Origin of the sequence: Bradyrhizobium sp. BWA-3-5 (genome assembly GCF_032917985.1) — a bacterium.
GTDB lineage: Bacteria > Pseudomonadota > Alphaproteobacteria > Rhizobiales > Xanthobacteraceae > Bradyrhizobium.
On sequence record NZ_CP136626.1, the window covers coordinates 7017447 to 7036473 of the forward strand.

19 protein-coding genes, 1 tRNA gene and 1 pseudogene are annotated in these 19027 nt (G+C 62.3%); 8 read left to right on the forward strand and 13 right to left on the reverse strand.

What is annotated here, in order from left to right; all coding sequences use genetic code 11:
- Nucleotides 1-81: 81 nt before the first annotated feature.
- Nucleotides 82-861 (forward strand): DNA-binding transcriptional regulator, encoded by a 780-nt coding sequence (locus RX331_RS33665; protein WP_317253882.1) that lies wholly within the window; start codon nucleotides 82-84, stop codon nucleotides 859-861.
- Nucleotides 862-874: 13 nt separating this feature from the next.
- Here the strand turns inward: RX331_RS33665 and RX331_RS33670 are convergent, their stop codons facing one another.
- Entirely contained in the window at nucleotides 875-1801 is a 927-nt protein-coding gene (locus RX331_RS33670) for a GTP-binding protein (protein ID WP_317253883.1), read from the reverse strand.
- A 2-nt stretch (nucleotides 1802-1803) separates the two neighbouring features.
- Nucleotides 1804-3294 carry an amidohydrolase family protein gene (locus RX331_RS33675; protein WP_317253884.1) on the reverse strand — a complete coding sequence of 497 codons (1491 nt, stop codon included), beginning with the start codon at nucleotides 3292-3294 and terminating at the stop codon, nucleotides 1804-1806.
- A gap of 190 nt (nucleotides 3295-3484) precedes the next feature.
- On the opposite strand from RX331_RS33675, the gene RX331_RS33680 reads away from it, so the two are divergent.
- From RX331_RS33680 to RX331_RS33700, 5 genes are all read left to right on the forward strand, one after another.
- Entirely contained in the window at nucleotides 3485-4393 is a 909-nt protein-coding gene (locus tag RX331_RS33680; protein WP_317253885.1) for a PaaI family thioesterase, read from the forward strand.
- 49 nt (nucleotides 4394-4442) lie between these two features.
- Nucleotides 4443-4799, forward strand: a complete 357-nt coding sequence (locus tag RX331_RS33685) for a YbaN family protein (RefSeq protein ID WP_317253886.1) — start codon at nucleotides 4443-4445, stop codon at nucleotides 4797-4799.
- A 301-nt stretch (nucleotides 4800-5100) separates the two neighbouring features.
- Entirely contained in the window at nucleotides 5101-5763 is a 663-nt protein-coding gene (locus tag RX331_RS33690) for a hypothetical protein (RefSeq protein WP_317253887.1), read from the forward strand.
- The gene (locus tag RX331_RS33695) at nucleotides 5760-6026 is read left to right on the forward strand and encodes an HGGxSTG domain-containing protein (RefSeq protein WP_317253888.1); all 267 of its coding nucleotides are present in this window, start codon (nucleotides 5760-5762) and stop codon (nucleotides 6024-6026) included. The genes RX331_RS33690 and RX331_RS33695 overlap by 4 nt, the downstream gene beginning before the upstream one ends.
- A gap of 280 nt (nucleotides 6027-6306) precedes the next feature.
- Nucleotides 6307-7596, forward strand: coding sequence for a hypothetical protein (locus RX331_RS33700; RefSeq protein ID WP_317253889.1), 1290 nt, complete (start codon nucleotides 6307-6309; stop codon nucleotides 7594-7596).
- A 329-nt stretch (nucleotides 7597-7925) separates the two neighbouring features.
- Here RX331_RS33700 and tcmP read toward each other — a convergent pair whose 3' ends face one another.
- The 7 genes and pseudogenes from tcmP to RX331_RS33735 all read right to left on the reverse strand — a co-directional run bounded on the left by tcmP (nucleotide 7926) and on the right by RX331_RS33735 (nucleotide 12881).
- Complete coding sequence (gene tcmP, locus RX331_RS33705; protein WP_317253890.1) at nucleotides 7926-8795, reverse strand: three-Cys-motif partner protein TcmP; 870 nt, start codon at nucleotides 8793-8795, stop codon at nucleotides 7926-7928.
- 32 nt (nucleotides 8796-8827) lie between these two features.
- Nucleotides 8828-9694: a DUF5131 family protein gene (locus RX331_RS33710; RefSeq protein ID WP_317253891.1), complete on the reverse strand. Its 867-nt coding sequence runs from the start codon at nucleotides 9692-9694 to the stop codon at nucleotides 8828-8830.
- A 442-nt stretch (nucleotides 9695-10136) separates the two neighbouring features.
- Nucleotides 10137-10709 (reverse strand): hypothetical protein, encoded by a 573-nt coding sequence (locus RX331_RS33715; protein WP_317253892.1) that lies wholly within the window; start codon nucleotides 10707-10709, stop codon nucleotides 10137-10139.
- On the reverse strand, nucleotides 10664-11167 hold the full coding sequence (locus RX331_RS33720) for a hypothetical protein (RefSeq protein WP_317253893.1): 504 nt from the start codon (nucleotides 11165-11167) through the stop codon (nucleotides 10664-10666). The genes RX331_RS33715 and RX331_RS33720 overlap by 46 nt, the downstream gene beginning before the upstream one ends.
- 643 nt (nucleotides 11168-11810) lie before the next feature.
- Nucleotides 11811-11966 (reverse strand): annotated as a pseudogene (gene rpmD / locus RX331_RS33725) (50S ribosomal protein L30); the annotation flags it as partial.
- A 340-nt stretch (nucleotides 11967-12306) separates the two neighbouring features.
- Nucleotides 12307-12381: transfer RNA gene (locus tag RX331_RS33730), tRNA-Glu, on the reverse strand.
- Nucleotides 12382-12542: 161 nt separating this feature from the next.
- The gene (locus RX331_RS33735) at nucleotides 12543-12881 is read right to left on the reverse strand and encodes a hypothetical protein (protein ID WP_317253894.1); all 339 of its coding nucleotides are present in this window, start codon (nucleotides 12879-12881) and stop codon (nucleotides 12543-12545) included.
- Between RX331_RS33735 and RX331_RS33740 the strand changes: the two genes are divergently transcribed.
- Both RX331_RS33740 and rpoH read left to right on the forward strand, forming a co-directional pair.
- Nucleotides 12880-13908, forward strand: coding sequence for an RluA family pseudouridine synthase (locus RX331_RS33740; RefSeq protein ID WP_317253895.1), 1029 nt, complete (start codon nucleotides 12880-12882; stop codon nucleotides 13906-13908). The genes RX331_RS33735 and RX331_RS33740 overlap by 2 nt on opposite strands.
- 215 nt (nucleotides 13909-14123) lie before the next feature.
- Nucleotides 14124-15020, forward strand: coding sequence for an RNA polymerase sigma factor RpoH (gene rpoH / locus RX331_RS33745; RefSeq protein ID WP_317253896.1), 897 nt, complete (start codon nucleotides 14124-14126; stop codon nucleotides 15018-15020).
- A gap of 231 nt (nucleotides 15021-15251) precedes the next feature.
- Here rpoH and RX331_RS33750 read toward each other — a convergent pair whose 3' ends face one another.
- The 4 genes from RX331_RS33750 to RX331_RS33765 all read right to left on the reverse strand — a co-directional run bounded on the left by RX331_RS33750 (nucleotide 15252) and on the right by RX331_RS33765 (nucleotide 18934).
- A complete protein-coding gene (locus RX331_RS33750; RefSeq protein WP_317253897.1) occupies nucleotides 15252-15872 on the reverse strand; it encodes a peptidoglycan recognition family protein in 621 nt (206 codons plus the stop codon).
- Nucleotides 15873-15907: 35 nt separating this feature from the next.
- Complete coding sequence (locus RX331_RS33755) at nucleotides 15908-17137, reverse strand: GGDEF domain-containing protein (RefSeq protein ID WP_317253898.1); 1230 nt, start codon at nucleotides 17135-17137, stop codon at nucleotides 15908-15910.
- Nucleotides 17138-17859: 722 nt separating this feature from the next.
- Entirely contained in the window at nucleotides 17860-18477 is a 618-nt protein-coding gene (locus tag RX331_RS33760; RefSeq protein ID WP_317253899.1) for a LysE family translocator, read from the reverse strand.
- Between the two features lie 49 nt (nucleotides 18478-18526).
- Nucleotides 18527-18934, reverse strand: coding sequence for a response regulator (locus RX331_RS33765; RefSeq protein ID WP_317253900.1), 408 nt, complete (start codon nucleotides 18932-18934; stop codon nucleotides 18527-18529).
- Nucleotides 18935-19027 lie beyond the last annotated feature (93 nt).

Consider the following 19027-nt stretch of genomic DNA (forward strand, 5'->3'; position numbering starts at 1 on the left):
GTAGCTTGGTGAAAACCATTGCAGGGCGGCGGGCGGTCGGCCATAGCTATTCCGCCGCGTTCCACCAGGTGGAATACCTAGATGCCGCTCAAGTCCGACACCGTCGAAGCCGCCTCCCGCACGCTTCTGCTGCTGGAGGAGCTCAACCGCCACCGCGTCACCTCGATCAATCGCCTGCACAAGGCGACGGGGCTACCGAAATCGACGGTGGTGCGGCTGATGAAATCGCTCTGCGCGATGGGCTATGCGGCCAACGACCGCCGGCAGGGCGGCTACGCGGTCGCCTCGCGGGTCAAGTCGCTGAGCAACGGCTTTCACGGCGATCCGCTGGTGGTGGAGGCCGCGCGGCCCTGGGCGCTCGCTTTCACGCGGCAATATCAATGGCCGATCGCGATCGCCGTGCTTGACCGCAGCTCCGTCGTGGTACGCTTCAGCACGATTCCCGACAGCCCGGTCTCGCCGTTTCACGGCACGCTCAACATGCATTTGAGCCTGCTCGGCCGGGCGCTCGGCCGCGCCTATCTGGCGTTCTGCCCGGTGAACGAACGATCGATCCTGCTCGACATGCTGGCGCGCTCGCAGCAACGCGAAGACAAGCTCGCCAATGAGCGCAAGCGCGCGCTGTCGCTGCTGGCCGCCATCCGCAAGCAAGGCTTTGCCGAACGCGACCCGATGGTCGATCCGCGCTCGTCGAACACGATCGCCGTTCCGATCATCGCGAATGACCGCGTGCTCGCCACCGTCGGCATGACCTACTTCACCTCGGCGCTCGACCGCGCCGATGCCGTCGGGCGTTACGTGCCGCTGGTGCAGGCGCTCGCGGAGAATATTGCGGCGAGCGTGTCGTCGTTGCAGCAATAGCAACAGGTGCACCTCACCCGGTGCACGCTTCCATGATCCTCTCGATCTCGCCCTTCGAGAGAACCCCGAGCTCGGCGATGAATACGATCCGTGTCCGCAGCACTCCGACCGTCAACGGCCCGCCTGGTGCCAAGGTCGCACGGCCGCCGGCGAGTTGAAACACCATCAACCGCCCGGGCTGCTCCACCGTCTCAACCAATCCCTTGGCCCGAATGAGCCTCGGTGCCAACCGGCCGATCGCCTGCTGCAAGCGCGGCAGCGATATCGGCCGTTCCGATGTCCAGCTCAGGGTCTCGAACCGGTCAGCCTTGGGGCGTTGTAGCCCGACCTCGCGCGGCGCGAGGGCGCGGTCGACGTCAACAGGGAACAGAAGCGTAACCGGGACTTCGCCGTGCAGAGCATCGACCACCGCGGCCGCTGGATGTAGCCCGCGGATGGCCTCGCGCAGTTGCGCACTACGAGCTGCGTCCACCAGATCGATCTTGCTGAGTGCCACCACATCGGCCGCGCGAAGCTGAGACCGCAACAGCGCGTCCTCGTTCAGCGCCGCTGCCGTTGTCGTCGCGTCGACCACGCACAGCACCGTGTCCAGCGGCGCTTCTTTCCAGATCAGGGGGTCCATCAGGTTGCGGACGATATCGGCGGGATCGGCGACGCCGCTGGTTTCGATCACGATGAACTCCGGCGGCGGATCGCGCCGCAGCAGCGTGGCGAGCGTGCGCAACAGGTCGGCTTCCAGCGAGCAGCAGATGCAGCCGTTGCTAAGGCTGACCACACCATCGCTCGCGCCGGCGATCAGCTCCGCGTCGATATTGATCGCGCCGAAATCATTGACCACGGCGGCGATGCGCCGCCCTTCCGCATGCGCCAGCAGATGGTTCACGACCGTGGTCTTGCCCGCGCCGAGAAAGCCGGTGACGAGCAGGACCGGAACCGGCATGATCAGCTCTCGACCACGGGCCGGCGCACCGGCCGGCCGGGCCGCGCCGCCACATCCATCACGCCGTCCGAAATCAGCGGATGGCCGCTGACCACGAGATGCCTGACGCCTTCCGAGGGCCGGTTCATCGCCGAAAACGTCGCACGGTCGCTCAGCGCCTCGAAATCGAACACGACGATGTCGGCATCCGCGCCCTGCTGCAGCCGACCCTTGGCACGCATCGCCGGCGTGCTCGCCGAGAGAATCTCCGCCGGAATCAGTGCGCATTTGCGGATGCCTTCCAGCAGCGATACCGCCTTGCGCTCGCGCACCCACTCGCGGATAAAACGGGTGAAGCAGCCGGCGGAACGCGGATGCGAGGTGGCGTCCTTCGGCAGCGGCCAGGCATCACCGGTGTAGACGCTGCCGTCCGACAGCGTCCAGGGCATCGCATCGGAGGCGATCGCGCCGCCGGGATACAGCACGGAGATGTCGAGGAGATCGCGGTGATGCGGATTGTTCTCGGTATCGAGGATATGCCACAGCACCAGCGTCGAAGGCTCTTCGGCTTGCGCCGCCAGCAATTCCTCGCGGTCGCGGAAGCGCCGCCCGTCGGTGACCCGCTGCACCGAATCGTAGCCGAGGCCGTTGCGCGCCTCGAATTCGGGGTCGCTGAAGAACGCCGCCGCCAGCACCGTCGAGCCGGTGCCGTAGGGATAGGCCTCCACCGTGATCGGCAGGCCCTGCGCCTGCGCCTTCTTCACCAGCACGGCGCAACGCTCGATGTCGGTCTTGCTGGACGAGTTGAAGTGACAGATGTGCATATGCGCGCCGGTGGCGCCGGCATAGCCGATCAGGCGGATATAGGCTTCGGCCGCGCTCTCGGGATCGATGCGGGACATGTAGGCGACATGGGTGAAGGTCGCGACATTGTGCGCGGCCGCGAGCTGGCACACCGCGGTCAGCTCCTGCACGCCGGCGCCCGGGGCATAGGCGTTGAGGATGCCGATGCCGATGCCCCCCTCTTTCAGCCCGATTGCGAGGCGGTCGAGGATGCCCGCCACCTCGGTCTCGCTGGCCACATTGTCCATCCAGCGCCGGTCGCGCATGGCGTTGCCGAACGCCTCCAGCGAACTCTCCGCGTTCGAGCCCGTCATCGCGCCGATGCGCGCAAAGGCCCAGTTGGCAGCGGCGCCGTAGTTGAGCACACGGCCTTTGTCGGCCTGTTTCCGATACCACGATGCGACCGGCAACACGCCGGCCTCGAGATCGAGCGTCGTCGTCACCCCGTCGAAGGCCTGCATGCGGTCCGCCGGGATCGACTGGCCATGCGCATGCAGGTCGATGAAGCCCGGCGCCACCACGAGCCCGGTCGCGTCGATCACCCGTTCGGCGCTGCCGAGATCGGTGCCGACCGCGGCGATCCGGCCATCAACGACGGCAACATCGCCGATCCCATCCATCCCGCTGGCGGGATCCACCACCCGGCCGCCACTGATCACCAAGCCACCCATATCGCCACTCCCACATGCAGGAACGCGAGGCCCGGCCGCCGGCAGTTCCGCAAGATACATCGACGGCCGCAGAGGACCGCCTCGATTCCAATAGAGGCAGATTTTTCGGCCCAAGACCACCTCCGCCGATGCTGATACCTCATGCGCATTGCTGCACCATTCATCACAGCGGCATGCTAAAATCACCACCATGTCGGAAATCACAACCTATGGCGGGCAGCCGCTGCCCTTCGAACAACTCGCCAGAGCGATCGCAGAACGCCGCTCGCTCTATGGCCGCGCCAGCGGCCTTTGCATCGATCGCGCCGAGCGCGGCGAAGCCTGGTCCAGCCTGCCCTACCAATCCGTCTTCGCCGGCGACACCACGACCGGCGTGATCCATGGCGGCGTGGTCACCGCCATGCTGGACGAAAGCTGCGGCATGGCCGTGCAGCTGGCGCTCGACGGCAGCCGTGCGATTGCGACACTCGACCTGCGCATCGATTACCAGAAGCCGGCAAAACCCGGCATCGACATCAAGGCGCACGCGATCTGCTACCACGTCACGCGTTCGATCGCCTTCGTGCGCGCCACCGCCTATCAGGAGACCGAGCAGGATCCGGTCGCGACCGCCGCCGCCTGCTTCATGATCGGCGCCAACCGCACCAATATGCTGCAGGACCGGGAAGCCTATGAGGTGCCGACCCTCGATCTGCCCGAAGATCCTTCAGGCCCGTTCGCCAAAAGCCCGTTCGCGCGCTGCCTCGGCATCGGCATCGCTGATGACGGCGTGCTGCACATGCCGTTCTCGCCAAAAATCATCGGCAATCCGGTGCTGCCCGCCATCCACGGCGGTATCACCGGCGCCTTCCTGGAGACGACGGCGATCATCGGCGTCGCGCGCGAACTCGGCTTCGCAACGCCGCCGAAGCCGATCGGCCTGACCATCAACTATCTGCGTTCTGGACGGGCGCTCGACAGTTTTGCGAATGTCTCGATCGTCAAGCAGGGCCTGCGCATCGTCGCCTTTCAGGCACAGGCCTGGCAGGACGACGCATCAAAGCCGATCGCCACCGCGTTCGGGCATTTCAAGCTGCGGCAAGCGGCGGATAGGGATTAGCGGAAAACGCTTCATCACGTCCTCGCGCTTGCATGATGGGTTGCGGCTGATGCGTCGGCTTTATCTTGTTCTCGGCTTTTTCTTCGTCGCGCTCGGATTCATCGGAGCCTTCCTGCCGGTGCTCCCAACGACACCTTTCCTGATTCTCGCGACGACCTGCTTTGCACGATCGTCTCCGCGGCTCGAAAACTGGCTGCTCTCCCACCCTCATTTCGGGCCGGCGCTGCGTGACTGGCGCGAGCGCGGCGCCATCCCGCTGCGCGCGAAGCTGCTGGCCCTCGCCGGCATCATCGTTGGCTTCCTGCTGTTCTGGATCGGCAGCGCGCCCGGCCCGATCCTGATGGCCAGCGTCGGCGCATTCATGCTGGTGGGCCTGGTCTACGTCTTCACCAGACCATCGGCTTGATGGCACTGGGAAACTCCCTTCCGGAGGGGCGCATTTCCAAAAATATCGAAAACAACCCCATGCACAGTAGCCGGCGGCGGCCGGCGTTCGATATCGCGACTTGACATGTCGGGCAAATCAGGGGCATTTTCCGATATTCCGAAATCCTGCACGCGCCGGTCGCCCCGCAATAGCGGGCGCGGCCCTCGCAGCCGAAAACTTCCTCACCGCCAATTGAAATTTGTCTAACCACCGCGGCGAACGATCGCCTGCGCGTGGCCGAACCGCGTGCGCCAGCACGCATGCATAAGGGAATCTCGACATGAACACCGCTCCTGATAGCACGACGTCAACGCCGGTCGGCGCAATCGACCAGACCAACGCGGCCGCGGTCCCGCGGATAAAACTTCAGTCGCACGGCTTCGCCATCGACCATCCGGATCAGACCCTCGGCGAACAGCTTATGGCCGATGCGCTGGGCGTCACCGACCGCGAGGCGATGCACGGCATTATCAGGCAATTGGTGAAGGCCAGCGTGAGCGGCGAAGGTCCCGACGAGGTCACCCTCTCCTTCATGCTGTCGATGGTCAGAAGCATCCGCCCCCGGGATTCCGTCGAGGCCATGCTGGTGGCGCAGATGGTTTCGGTTCACGTGATGGCGATGCGCTGCGCCCATCACCTCGCCGGCGCCGACGACCTCGCCCAGCACGACAGCGCCGCACGCGCCCTCGGACGGCTCGCCCGCACCTTCCCCATGCAGATCGAGGCGCTGAACCGCTACCGCAGCCATGGCGAGCCCGCCATCACCGTGCAGAACGTATCGATCGCCGGCGGCGGCAAGGCCATTGTCGGCAATGTCACGCAGCATGCCCGCATGATTGTTTCGGACAACCGCCCGGCCTCCGCGGCGCGCAAGCCGCCGAAGGCCGCAAGCGCCAGGCGAAGGCGCGATTGCGCAGATGCCGAGCGGGAAGCGGAGGCATGAGCGATCACGTCAGAAACCCCGGCCCGATGCGGGCGAGCCCGCGCTGTGGCGCCAAGACGCGCGCCGGTAGCGCGTGCCGCTCGCCGGCGATGCACGGCAAAAACCGCTGCCGCATGCACGGCGGCGCGAAGGGCTCCGGCGCGCCAAGGGCAAACTTGAACGCGCGCAAGCACGGCCTGTTCACCACGGATGCGATCGAAGAGCGAAGACGGATACAGGCGGTGTTGGGTGACGCGCGGAAGCTGCTGGAGGAGATAAAGTGATTGCGTATATGCGCTCGAAAAACCCTCATCCTGAGAGCCTGCGAATCTTTCACTTCCGTCATTGCGAGCGCAGCGAAGCAATCGACGTCTCGCCTCGGGGATAAATGGATTGCTTCGCTGCGCTCGCAATGACGCGGATAGAGCGGCGTCCACGATCTAGCGAGTAGCCCGCCCTCCTTCAACTCCCTCACCATGCGCTTTGCCCTGGCGATATCGCGGCGCTGGCTGGACTTGTCGGCACCGAAAAGCAACACATGGACGGCGGCTCCGGTCCGCCACCATGACCCCACGATTTCGCCATACGCATCGTGTTGTTCGCCTGTACGATCCTTCCCGTCAGGCTGGCCTTCGGAAAGTGGATATGGGCTGTGATTTCATTGATGGCTGGCGTGCGGGTGGCGGCGGGAGAACGGCACAGCTAGTGAAAGGCGGACCGTACAGCGCGAAGCGGCTTGCGTGCAGCGCATGGCTGCTCGCGTGTGTCATCGTCGCCGGCATGGCGACGCAAACGGCATTGGCGGAAACGCCGGCCGCGACAGGCGTCGCTGATCCCGAAAAAGAGCCGGGCGGGCCTGGCGCCGCACGAGCATCGCGCACGCAGAAGCCGGAACCCGAAACAGCCCTGCGACAGAACGAGGTGCAGAAGCCGGCGCCGGAAGCTGCGGTTCAAATGCCGGACGCCCCGAAATCGAGCCCCGAGGCCAAGGATTTAGTCAAGGATTTACCCAAGGATTTACCCAAGGATTTACCTGTACCACAGCTCGTCTTGCCCGCGGATCTGGCGAAGAAGATCGGCCAGAAGATCTGGCTGAATGAAACAGGCGGAAGAATTGATGCGATCACGTCATGGAATGCGAACGAGGAATTCGCTTCCCTAGGCATCGGTCATTTCATCTGGTTTCCTGTCGGCAAATGGCTGCCTTTCGAGGAGAGCTTTCCGGCCCTGCTCGAATTCATGCGCCAGAAGAACGTGCGTTTGCCCGCCTGGCTGGACCAGGCGCAAATTCCGGCCAACCCGTGGACCAGCCGGGCCGAGTTCAGGAGGAACGCCAACTCACCGCGGATGAAAGAGTTGAGGCAGTTCATGCTCGACACCGTGGCGGAGCAGACGCAATTCATGGTGGTGCGGGCGCAAGGTGCGATGGAGAAGATCCTCAAGACGACGCCCGACGGCACCGAGCGCGACCATATCGTCATCCAGTTCACGCGCGTCGTCAGCGCCTCCGATGATTTTTATCCGCTGATCGACTACATCAACTTCAAGGGCGAGGGCACCAACCCGAACGAAGCCGCCATGGACAGGGAGACCGGGCGGCGGCAGGGCTGGGGTCTCAAGCAGGTGCTGCTCAAGATGAACGGTGAGACCGGCGATCCGAAGGCCGTGCGCGCCGAATTCGCCGATGCGGCGCAGTTCGTCCTGCAGCAGAGAATTCGCAACCTCCCCTCCAACCGCGTCTTCGAGGCCGGCTGGCTGCGCCGCGTCGCGACCTACCGCCGCCCAATCGGAGATCCGGAATCGAGCCCCGAACGGGCGCTGAGGAAATCGTTGCGGGTGACGGCGGCACGATAGGTTTCCTATGAAGGGGAGAGTTGCCGTTTTGCGGTTGCGTGAGGCTGCTTGTCCCGCGACGTGCGTCAGGCAATCGCGGGCTGCGCCTCGCTGACGTCAGCCTTTGGCCCTCCTCGCCATCACATATTTATTCTCTTCAGCGATTTTCACCAGACAATTTCGCAGGGCATTGGACGTAATGCCTTCAGCGATTTCTGATGCGAGCTCGACCCTACTCCTGGCGTCAATGAATCCGCGGTTTTCCCGGATGCCATCGAAGAGAGGTGGATACGGAACTGTTATACCCTCCCCGCCTCGATGGTTCACTTGCAGCGGCATAGTTACGCACCCTAACGCTTGTGAAAACTTTCCGACCCAAAAAGTTCGCGCTGAACATCAGCCAGTTCTTCCTTTGGCTCGTTTGCCTTTCGGTAGGCACGGCTCATCAGCTTTGGAGCCTCATCATGATCCGATGCGTGAATCATGTGATACATAACCCGACGCGCGCCGCTTTCCCTATCGTATATAGGCCACGCATGAGCGTGCTTGTAGCCGAGTTCTAGCCTGAAGCGGCTGGCAAAAAGCTGAGCTCGGTCGAACGACCGCATGCCTAATAGTTTTTTCCAATCATCTCCGCCCCACCATGCTTTAACGATATGCTGGCTACGCGTCGTTGCCGCGATCGCTCGATCTAGCCAGCCCGTGGCGAGAAAATAAAACAACTCAATCTTATTATCTTTCTTGTGTACCGCCAATGCTTGAAGGGACTTCCACTCGCACTCGAATGTATGCTGGTCGAGCAGACAAAACGTGGCCATTTTTTCAGTGATCGCACCGCTGGCCAAGATCGACTCCAGATTTTTGTTGAAGTCGCCGGGCAGCACCTTAATGGATCGCCCTTTTTGAAAGCTGGCAGAGGCCAGACTGTAAAGCGCCGGCAGCTTTTCTTCGCTCGTCTCACACAGCCAGAATTTGCGAAGAAATGGCGGCTTCGATTCGATAACAAGCTTTGCCGCCCAAGCATCTTGCTTGTCGGGATACTGCGGCCCCGCAAATCCATCGATGTACGCTCCATGTTTCGTGATCATCACGAAGTAGTAGAGGTAGCGTTCGATCAACTTGGCCTTGTTCTCCGTCCAGATTGGCCGATCTGGCGAACGAAAGCGTAGCGGCTTATCGGTTGACGGAAGGTCCGGGAATAGGTTGCCCTGTTTGATCATGCAACCGATGCTGGAGCATCGGCCGAGCAACCTCAAGCGGCAACAACGGAATACCCCAAGGTTTTTGGAAAATCGCGATAAAGGCGGCCGTCGAGGAGCCCTCCGCCCTTGCCGTTGCTAGACGGGTCCACTGCGGCGGCTTCCCGCTCGTTCATGCCGTTTTCGACCACCAAGGGATTGTTTGCGTACCGACCCCACTGCTTAAGAAACGGTGCCGTTCCCACTCTATAGCACTCGGCGATCGCAGCCCTAGCCCACTGTGGGTGGGTCGGCCTAGTTTTGTCTAGAGCTACTCCGCTTTCTCCTCCGATGATAACCCAATGCGGCACCTTGCCCGCGATCGGCAACTGCCCGAGGGGACCCATGGCCGGCTCATAGCTCACAAAATGCACTGCTGCCGGGATCTCCAGAAGGTGACGTCCGCGCTGCTGATAGGCCGCCGCATCCTCCGCGGTAGTCCCCAGCCAAACGTTCGGGTAGCCCTGTCCCCAATCCTTCGGAAGCATTTTCCTGATGTTTTGCGGGCGCTTTGTCAACAACTGCCAGTCCAGCGCATCGCATTCACGAATAAGGTTCCAGAGGTCAGAACGCCAGGTACGATCCACCTGATTGTCAAATACATCGGCCAGCGAAGCGCAAAAGACCCTTTGCCGGCGACCATGCTCTCGTTGAAATTTCGCGGCCGCGGCGTTCCACTTTGCGGGCGCGCTCCAGTAGGACTCAGTGGTCCTGCGTCTCGGATTGTTACCCCATTTCACATGGCCGCTACGTTTCGACCATCCCTCCGCATAGCAGAAATCGCAAGCTGAGGGCGCGCCGCCTGGTCGATCGATTTTGGTGCATCCCACCCACGGATTGAAGGTCGAATCCGTCCATTCGATTTTCGAGAAACCAGCCATGTGCGCTCCCGTTGCTGTGTTCTACACTGACAGCCTATGGTTAAGCAATTTTGAATGTTCTTTTATTGTTCTATTTGGAGCGGTATAAGTGATTGATAGAAGGGACATGACTCTTGTGAGAGGCAGGAGGCTCGGGCCTACGGGTAAGCCTTCCGAGCCCGTGCGGTAAGGACCCATCCCCCGGATGTCGCTGCGCGCTCATCCGGGGCTACGCTTGCTGCCAAACACGAACACATCGAGACGCCTACCACCAACCGATAGAGTGGCCCGCCACCGCTCCGCTCGTTACTGCTGTCAACAGCGTCGCGAGCGCACTCAGTATCTTCGCGAATGCATCTAGATGATCGTCTCCCCTCGTCATGGGATCCGGTCTCCCCAATTCAAGCTTGCGACGACGTTAGGCGACGAAGTCTGCCGGCCCTAGAGAGAAAAGGGCTAGGGGTCATTTCTTGCGCGCGGTGAGCGCGCCGCTAATTAACGAGGGCGGTTCGTTTCGCATTGCCATCCGCCAACGCCGCGCTTCGACGCGCCGTCGATATTCCCGATCTTTGCGTTCCTGCACCAACTTGCGGATTTGCGCGGCAATCGCTGCCGGTGTGTTTCCGAGCCGTTGATGTTTCGCGTGAAGTTTGCGGGCGACGGATGCGATGCTCTCACCGGGCGCGGCGTCGAAAGCGGCTAGAAGGATCGCATCGCGGTCGGTCGCAATCGACTTCCCGGCTCCGCGCTTCGGGCGACGAAGCACCTGCTTGAAAAGCTCTCTAGCTACCTCTTCGCCCAGATGCTGTGAGGCGGCAAGAAAAGCCTCCAGCACACCCGCCTTTACTCTGGTCACGCGGCGCTGACGTTCGACACCGCTCTCGCACGCCGCGCCCAATATCGTTACGTGATGAAGTCCGAAGATATCTTTCAGGGACTCCACGGGAGGATACCAAGGACGCGTCGGCATTTTCAATTCGCGTCCCTCCACTAAAAGCTCGATCTCGTGTTCACGGTGACCGGCAGAATGCGCCATCGTTGCACAGGCTCCAGCGTCCAGTACATCACGCTCACCTTCGTGCTCCTCCGCTGACTATGGGCGGGTTGATACAAACAAAATTGCTTTTCCTTCGTCTCCCCAGATTTTATCGTCAGCGAGAGCGGCAGTGTCAGGTCTTTCGGTTCGACTTCGACTTTTTCCTTCATCACAATATCGCCACTGCTACTGGCTTGGTAGGCCGCCCGGACATCGGCAATCCGAAAGTCGGGAAGATCGACAGTTAGCTTTTCAATTTTTATGTCGTGTCGCGAGGGATTTTTGACGTGCACCGTGCACACAAACCATTCCTTGTCGCCGGATTTCGCGATCTCGATCCACGCCGAGACATTCTCGGCGTCGATAGCCCGCTGCGCCGTACGGCGCGCGATGAAAAGGCTGTACGCGGAGACGCACAACGCCACGCCTGAAATGGCGGTGCCGATCCAGTCAGGCATCTTGCACTCCTTCGGGATCAGCTAAAGACAGCACTTGCTCATTGAGCAGTCGGACCTGCTTCAGCGTTCGCATCAAGTCGCGCATAGCCGCAAAGAATACCGCCCAAACGAACCCCATGATGCCGGACCCTTCCCAGCTTTCGAATGTTGCAGCTTTTTCTGAATTTGAATGTGCCAATCCGCCGTAGACGACAGTTTCAACCAGTTCGCGCGTGCTGATATGATGCGTTCCGAAGATTAGCGTAGATGGTGCATCAAGCGCGCGATTGAAGTGCACACGGAACTCTTCAAAATTCTTGCGCGCGCCGACGTGCATCCACGGCTGCGAATAGATTTCCGCCAGAGAGGCAATCGAAATCGCGTCGTTTTTCTGCGTGTATTGTCGATAGTCGAGGACAAAGGCGGCGATCGCGTCTTGATCGAAATCCTCCAATGAAGAATGGATGATACCCTGCATCTCGAAACGAGCGTCGCCGGTTCTCTTGAACGTCATCTTATCCATACGGGAAATAACGTTTGGCACCTGAGTTGCGAAGCGCCTCCAGAACGCGGATTGTTCGGTGCGGGTTACCCGCCGATTGAATCGCCTAAGCACATCGAAGACGTTTTTCTTGGCCGGTGTGATCTCGCCCATAAGCGGACCGTCGAACACGCGCACCAAATGTTTGACCTTGCAAAGCATGCCCCGGACTTCGGGCGTGTTCGGCAGTATTCTCTGTCGTCGAATGCGGTTCAGCCCAAGGCCGATCAATGTCTTGCGTTGGGAATGATGCCGCCTGATCGGGCTGGCGACTTGCATAACCAAAATCCACTTAGTCGGCACGCTTCCGGCTCCCGCGTTTTCGTTCGCAAATCTTGATCTCGTATTTCGGAGTTTAGATTGCCATCATTGGTGCGTGCATCGGGAAAATGCATTCTCTGCTGCGCCCAAACGATCCGCGTTTTACGGAAGGAGGGTCAGCAAAAGCGCGCTAGTAGCGTCGCGAACTGTTGGAGCGGAGGCGTAAAATCGGTTGGAGATCGACAATCGCAAAGTCTGCGAGCAATGTTTGAACCGGCACAGTCCGCTGATGTACGTCGATGCAAATTTTTCGGATATTGGATGACCAAGGCGATCATCTTCTAAGCTATTGATTTTATGGCGCTCCCTAGGGGAATCGAACCCCTGTTTCAGCCTTGAGAGGGCCGCGTCCTAACCGCTAGACGAAGGGAGCGTTGGTCAGAGGGAATAGCCGCGAAATGTGCGGCGGGCAAGGCGGAAGGTGCTGTTTGTCCGGGTCCGGAAGCGGAATCCAACGTGCCGCCGTCACAGCCTCAAGATGGATTCCGGGTTCAGCCCTGCGGGATGCCCCGGAATGACGGCAGGGAAGGTCAATTACGGTTCGTTGACAAATCTGAGCTTTCCGGCCGGTTTCAGCGTCTTGGCGTCGAAGGTGCGGATTTCGGTCGCCCCGCCGATGTCCAGCGTCAGCACCAGCCGCTCGCCCGCGACGGCGGTCGATACGATCCTGGCGCCCCTGGGCAGGCTTGCCGTGATGTCGGTCGTGGCCGCTGCGGGGCTTCCCTCGCCGCGGGAAAGACGGTACCCGACGGCGATCAGGACCACGGCCACCGCGAGCGCCGAGGTCAGGCCCGCAACCAGCATCATCCGCCTGACACGCGCGATCAGCGCGGCCTGCTCGGGGGTCGGTTCGGGCGCGACGGTATCGGTCATGCAGGACTCTTGGTTGGAACAGAGATCATCAAATAGCGGTCAGAGGCTGGAGGTCACCGTCGGCGGCGACGAGGGATCGCCCCGGCTCGACCGCGTGCTCGCGGTGCTTCGCCCGGAACTGTCGCGCTCGCGGCTGAAGGCGCTGATCCTGGCCGGTTCCGTCACCGCCAAGGGCGTCCCCATCCGCGACCCCGCTTATCATGTCGCGCGAGGGGATACGATCACAATCGACGTGCCCGAAGCCGTCCCGCCGGAGCCCAAGGGCGAAGATATCGCCCTTAATATTGTCTATGAGGACGACGACATCATCGTCATCGACAAGCCAAAAGGCCTGGTCGTCCACCCGGCCGCGGGACACGAGACCGGCACGCTGGTGAATGCGCTGATCGCCCATTGCGGCGCCAGCCTTTCAGGGATTGGGGGTGTCCGCCGCCCGGGCATCGTGCACCGGCTGGACAAGGACACGACCGGGCTGATGGTGGTCGCCAAGAACGACCACGCGCATCAATCGCTGACCGCGCAATTCGCCGATCACGGCCGCACCGGGCCGATGCAGCGCGGCTACATGGCCTTCATCTGGGGGGTGCCGAACCGCCAGCGCGGCACGGTCGACGCGCCGATCGACCGGCATCCGTTCGCCCGCGAGAAAATGGCGGTGCGCCCGGGCGGACGCGAGGCGATCACCCATTGGGAGCTGCAAGCGGCCTATCAGGGGCGCGACGGCAAGGGCATCGCGTCGCTGCTCGCCTGCCAGCTCGAGACCGGGCGGACGCACCAGATCCGCGTCCACCTCGCCCATATCGGCCACCCCCTGATGGGCGATGGCGTTTACGGCCCGCACTTCAAGACCAAGGCCGGCCAGCTCGGCTCCCAAGGTCAGGACGCGCTCACCAGCCTTGGCCGGCAGGCCCTGCACGCCTATCTGCTAGCCCTGGAACACCCGCGGACCGCGGAATTTTTGCATTGGGAAAGCGGCCTGCCGGAGGATTTGCTTACCCTGCAAAGCGCCCTCGAAGCGGCGCTATGACGCAGGCCTTTTGGAAAAGCTAAGATATGACAATAAGTTATGCCAGACACACGGTTACGTGACGTCAGTATTCCTTCCCTATTTGTTCGATTTTTGCTATGTTGCACCTGCGCTGAATATCCAGCGCGGAACATCGCAGCCTGGTCGGCTTTAACACAGCGATCACCTGCCGGGCCCGCCGCTATCGGGGGCCTGAACCAACTGGAGGGCGCTCAATGGCCCGTACAGCTACCTTGCCGGTTCTCAATGGAGAATCCGGTCTTTCCAGATACCTCGCCGAGATCCGCAAATTCCCCATGCTGGAACCCCAGCAGGAATACATGCTCGCCAAGCGTTGGCGCGAGCATGACGATCGCGACGCGGCACATCACCTTGTCACCAGCCATCTCCGGCTCGTGGCCAAGATCGCCATGGGCTATCGCGGCTACGGCTTGCCGATCTCCGAGGTCGTCTCGGAAGGCAATGTCGGCCTGATGCAGGCGGTCAAGCGGTTCGAGCCCGAGAAGGGTTTCCGTCTTGCCACTTACGCCATGTGGTGGATCAAGGCCTCGATTCAAGAGTACATCCTGCGTTCGTGGTCGCTCGTGAAAATGGGAACCACCGCGAACCAGAAGAAGCTGTTCTTCAACCTGCGCAAGGCGAAGAGCAAGATCTCCGCACTGGACGAGGGTGATCTCCACCCCGACCAGGTGAAGCTGATTGCCAAGCGCCTCGGCGTGACGGATCAGGACGTGATCGACATGAACCGCCGTCTCGGCGGCGATGCCTCGCTCAACGCGCCGATCCGCGACGACGGTGAAGCCGGCGAATGGCAGGACTGGCTGGTCGACAACTCACCGAGCCAGGAAACCATCATGGCGGAGAGCGAGGAGTTCGATCATCGCCGTCAGGCGCTGAACGGCGCCATCGGTGTGCTCAACCCGCGCGAACGCCGCATCTTCGAGGCGCGGCGCCTGGCGGAAGAGCCGATGACGCTGGAAGACCTCGCCGCCGAGTTCGGCGTCTCCCGCGAACGCGTGCGGCAGATCGAGGTCCGCGCTTTCGAAAAGGTGCAGTCGGCCGTCAAGGGCACGATTGCGCGGCAGGAAGCCGAGCTCGAAGCCGCGCACTGATCGCGAGGCTAGGTAACAATCGACGAAAGCCGGCGGCAACGCCGGCTTTTTGTTTTTGGGGCACGCTGTTTCTCCACATACGGTGTCGTCCCCGCGCAGGCGACGCGCAGGCGGGGACCCATACGCCGCAGCGGTCGTGGCTACGGCGGTGCCCATTGCCTTTCCGTCGCAGCAATGAACGTTAGGGGGTATGGGTCCCCGCCTGCGCGGACGACGAGAGTGCGCCCGCCCCTACTCCCCCCACTCCCGCGCCATTGTCGCAAGCGCGCAGCCTTCGCAATACCGCGCGTCCTTGTAGTCGATCCAGTTATGCGCATAGACGCGGTCCAGCGGAATGCCGTAGCGCGCGCGCAGCACCTTCACCAGGATTTTCCAGGCGGCGATCTGCGCCTCGGTCGGCCCGCGCGTCACGTCGGGATAGTTGCCGGCGAACTCGACGCCGACCGAATTGTGGCCGACCACCTGGCGATAGGTCGCCTTGTTGTCGATGTACTTGTCGTCGTTGCGGTTGGCGCCGTCGCCATGGGTCGGCACGAGATGCTCAGCTACCGCCCAGTACACCGTGCCGTCGGTTTCGACCCACACCATGACGCCGCGCCGCGTCGGGTTCTTCGACTGCGCCAGCGCGCCGCCGCGCGCCGAGCCCGCCGGCCCCTCGGTCTGGTGCACGATGATGTTGCGCCATGGATGGGACTTGGCGAGGTCGCCCCACGGCGCGAGCCACACCATCTTCAGGCCGGGAATGTCAGGCGTTCCCGACGCGCGCGCGATCGCGGCGAGGTCGGGCGCCTGCGCAACAGCGCAGGCGGGAAAGGCGAGGATCAAAAGTGCGGTCGCGAGGAAGCGATTCATGATCGAGATCCGGTGACGAACCTCAGTACCACGCTTCAGGCGCGCTGGCGCAGGCTCATCTCGGTCACTTGCAGATCGACCGCTTCGGGCTGAAGCGGCGGCGCCGGCGTGTAGGTCGCAAAGCCGTTGCGGCCGGCCTTCTTGGCATCGTAGAGCGCATGGTCGGCGGCGGCGATCAAGCGGTCGGGATAGAGGCCCATCTCGGCCGTCCATTGCGCGACGCCGATCGAGACCGCGACCGGGATGTCGTTGCCGCTGCACTGCGCGGCATCGGCACGGCAGACCTCCAGCACGCGGCGCGCGATCATGGCGCCCTCGCGCAGCGTCGAGGACGGCAGCACGATGCAGAATTCGTCGCCACCGGTGCGCGCCAGCATGTCGCCGGGCCGCAGGCGCGTCTGCGCCATCAGCGTGAAATGCTGCAGGCAGGCGTCGCCCGCCGCATGGCCGTAGGTGTCGTTGATGCCCTTGAAGCCGTCGAGATCGATCACGAGCAGTGCGAAAGGCTGCCCGCTGCGCTCCGAGCGCGCGCATTCTTCCGTGAGGCGCTGCAAGAGGTAGCGGCGGTTGCCGACGCCGGTGAGGTCGTCGAGCAGCGCGAGATCGGCGACCTCGTTGCGCAGGCGGTCCATCGCCATCAGCAGGAAGCCGAAATTCAGCGCCATCGACAGGAACACCAGCACCAGGACCACGACCGACTGGGTCGCGTTGAAATGCAGATAGGAGAAGCCGCCGCCGACGCCTGTCACCGCGCCCAACAGGCGGACGGCGAAGATGGCCATGATGATGATGGTGACCATGCCGGCCAGCCGCGCGCCCGGATTGATGTGGCCGTCATGCCGCGCCAAGAGCAGTTTCAGGCTGAACGCCATCGGCAGCGTCTGGGTGATCGTCAAGACGGTCATTCGCGCGGGCACGCTGTCATGGACATAGGTGAAGAAGCACAGTCCGATCGAGCCAAGCGCCGTGATCAGCACAGCGTAGCGCCAGTAGACGGGCTGATTGAAAAACCGCTGCACCCCCATCGCGGCAAGGCAGATCGCCAGGATCAGCGCGGTGCCCGCGAACAACAGCGGCACCATGGTATCCGGCAGCACGACCCGCAGCATCGCGACCGCTGCACCTGCCGCGCCGACGAATGCGCAAGCCGTCCAGAACCGCGCGGCCTCGAACGAGGGATAGCAACGCATGACGTAAGCCCAGATCAGGCCCAGCGCCAGAAAATTGATGACGAACACCGTCCACAGCGTCGGAACGCTCAGCATCGCGAAATCAGGACAGCAATGTCCCGTCTCCCCTCTTGTTCTGACGACCGCCCGAGACCTTGCGCGCACGCGCGTGCCCAGCGTTTTCTCCCACGACGATCCCCGCCGTCTTGCGGGACAAGGTGCATCCGCGCCGCTTAACGGACCCTCACCGCCACCGGCCAATCCAATCCTTGGTTTTGAATTGATGAAGATCGCGCGCGTTGGGGGATCGTTAAGCATGACGTGCGCGCTTGCGAATGACGAAGGTAGCGCGCGTTCCGGCACAAAATCGCGTCAAAATGCATAACAACTGTGGATAACGTGATGACAACGCCATGACGGCACGCGGCAGCGGCCCGCGAATCTGCTGGGATCATGCACGAGGATGTTGCGAGGCTGGCCCTCCGCCAAGCATGCCTCGGTGTCGCGTTTCAATCCATGAAAACCTTGAGAGGATACTATGGCTAAGAAAGCGAAGAAGGCCAAAAAGGCGAAGGCGAAAAAGGCCAAGAAGGCCAAGAAGAAGTGAATTTTGGCCCGGGTGGAGTGCTCAGCTCCGCCCGGGCTCCCAAGCTCCGGGATCGTTTTTGGAGAATGGCGGGCCGCGGGTCCGCCTTTTTATTTCGGTCTCTCAGCCTTCATTGCGAGCGTAGCGAAGCAATCCATAGCGCCGCAAGCACGAAGATGGATTGCCGCGTCGCTTCGCTCCTCGCAATGACGGACATAAGCAGCGGTTTAATTCACCGCTCCGAGAGCGCGAGCTTGGCCCCGAGCGCGGCAAAACCGGCGGCAAAGCTGCGGCGCAGCCAGGCCATCGCCTTCGGCCGCGTGATGACGCGGTCGCGCACCCCTGCCGCGAACAGGCCGTAGACCGCGAACACCGCAAAGGTCATCGCCATGAAGGCCGCGCTCAGCTCCAGCATGCGCGCGAGCGGATGCGGCTCGGTGGCGGCGACGAATTGCGGCAGGAAGGCGAGGAAGAAGATCGACAGTTTTGGATTGAGGATGTTGATCAGGACGGCGGTGACGATGACGCGCCGGCTGGAGCGGGTGGCCGCGGCGGGGCGGGTATCGACCGACAGCGCGCCTGTCTCGCGCAGCGCCTGCCAGGCCATATAGAGCAGGTAGATCACGCCGCACCATTTCAGCACGGCAAAGGCCAGCGCGCTGGTGTGCAGCACCGCGGCAAGCCCGAGCATCGCCGCGAGCATGTGCGGCACGATACCGAGCGTGCAGCCGAAGGCCGCGGCGACCGAGGGCCGTGCGCCCTGCGTCAGCGCCACGGCCAGCGTATAGAGCACGCCGGTGCCGGGGGATGCGACCACGATCAGGGAGGTCAGGAGGAATGACAGCGTCATCCCTCGCCTTTATCACGCCGCCAGCGGCCGCGAAAGCAGGCCTGCGTGCTTACGAGCGCGCCTCGCGTCCGTGATCGTGGCGGTGCTCATAGACCATCCGCTCCGCCTCGCGGATCACATCGAGCGGCGCCCAGGGCTTGGCCCAGAATTTGACGCCGTCAGGCAATTCCTGGTGCAGCGGCTTGCCCGAGGTGACGATCACGCCCATTTCGGGATTGTATCGCCGCGCGATATGCGCGAGCTCGACGCCGTCCATGTTGCCGGCGAGCTGCACGTCGGTCATCAGCAGGACGAGATTGTCGGCGGCGCGCTCCAGCACCAGCTCGGCAGCTTCCGCACTCTCGCATTCGATGACATCAACCTCGCTCTCCTCCAGCAGGAGACAGATCATGTCCCGCTGCATCGGATCGTCTTCGACGATGAGGGCTGTAGCGCGAAGGGGTTTTGATTGTCCCATGTCAGCCTCCTGAAAGATTCGCGTCGGTCGGGCGACGTCGTTTTTTTTCCGGTAATCGACACTAAGCAATGAAACCGCTTTTCGGTTCGGTTC

Bases quoted from the DNA above. Each gene is read 5' to 3' on its own strand.
- RX331_RS33665 (WP_317253882.1), top strand. From the start codon at position 82: ATGCCGCTCAAGTCCGACACCGTCGAAGCCGCCTCCCGCACGCTTCTG.
- RX331_RS33670 (WP_317253883.1), bottom strand. From the start codon at position 1,801: ATGCCGGTTCCGGTCCTGCTCGTCACCGGCTTTCTCGGCGCGGGCAAG.
- RX331_RS33675 (WP_317253884.1), bottom strand. From the start codon at position 3,294: ATGGGTGGCTTGGTGATCAGTGGCGGCCGGGTGGTGGATCCCGCCAGC.
- RX331_RS33680 (WP_317253885.1), top strand. From the start codon at position 3,485: ATGTCGGAAATCACAACCTATGGCGGGCAGCCGCTGCCCTTCGAACAA.
- RX331_RS33685 (WP_317253886.1), top strand. From the start codon at position 4,443: ATGCGTCGGCTTTATCTTGTTCTCGGCTTTTTCTTCGTCGCGCTCGGA.
- RX331_RS33690 (WP_317253887.1), top strand. From the start codon at position 5,101: ATGAACACCGCTCCTGATAGCACGACGTCAACGCCGGTCGGCGCAATC.
- RX331_RS33695 (WP_317253888.1), top strand. From the start codon at position 5,760: ATGAGCGATCACGTCAGAAACCCCGGCCCGATGCGGGCGAGCCCGCGC.
- RX331_RS33700 (WP_317253889.1), top strand. From the start codon at position 6,307: ATGACCCCACGATTTCGCCATACGCATCGTGTTGTTCGCCTGTACGAT.
- tcmP (WP_317253890.1), bottom strand. From the start codon at position 8,795: ATGATCAAACAGGGCAACCTATTCCCGGACCTTCCGTCAACCGATAAG.
- RX331_RS33710 (WP_317253891.1), bottom strand. From the start codon at position 9,694: ATGGCTGGTTTCTCGAAAATCGAATGGACGGATTCGACCTTCAATCCG.
- RX331_RS33715 (WP_317253892.1), bottom strand. From the start codon at position 10,709: ATGGCGCATTCTGCCGGTCACCGTGAACACGAGATCGAGCTTTTAGTG.
- RX331_RS33720 (WP_317253893.1), bottom strand. From the start codon at position 11,167: ATGCCTGACTGGATCGGCACCGCCATTTCAGGCGTGGCGTTGTGCGTC.
- RX331_RS33740 (WP_317253895.1), top strand. From the start codon at position 12,880: ATGCAGGACTCTTGGTTGGAACAGAGATCATCAAATAGCGGTCAGAGG.
- RX331_RS33735 (WP_317253894.1), bottom strand. From the start codon at position 12,881: ATGACCGATACCGTCGCGCCCGAACCGACCCCCGAGCAGGCCGCGCTG.
- rpoH (WP_317253896.1), top strand. From the start codon at position 14,124: ATGGCCCGTACAGCTACCTTGCCGGTTCTCAATGGAGAATCCGGTCTT.
- RX331_RS33750 (WP_317253897.1), bottom strand. From the start codon at position 15,872: ATGAATCGCTTCCTCGCGACCGCACTTTTGATCCTCGCCTTTCCCGCC.
- RX331_RS33755 (WP_317253898.1), bottom strand. From the start codon at position 17,137: ATGCTGAGCGTTCCGACGCTGTGGACGGTGTTCGTCATCAATTTTCTG.
- RX331_RS33760 (WP_317253899.1), bottom strand. From the start codon at position 18,477: ATGACGCTGTCATTCCTCCTGACCTCCCTGATCGTGGTCGCATCCCCC.
- RX331_RS33765 (WP_317253900.1), bottom strand. From the start codon at position 18,934: ATGGGACAATCAAAACCCCTTCGCGCTACAGCCCTCATCGTCGAAGAC.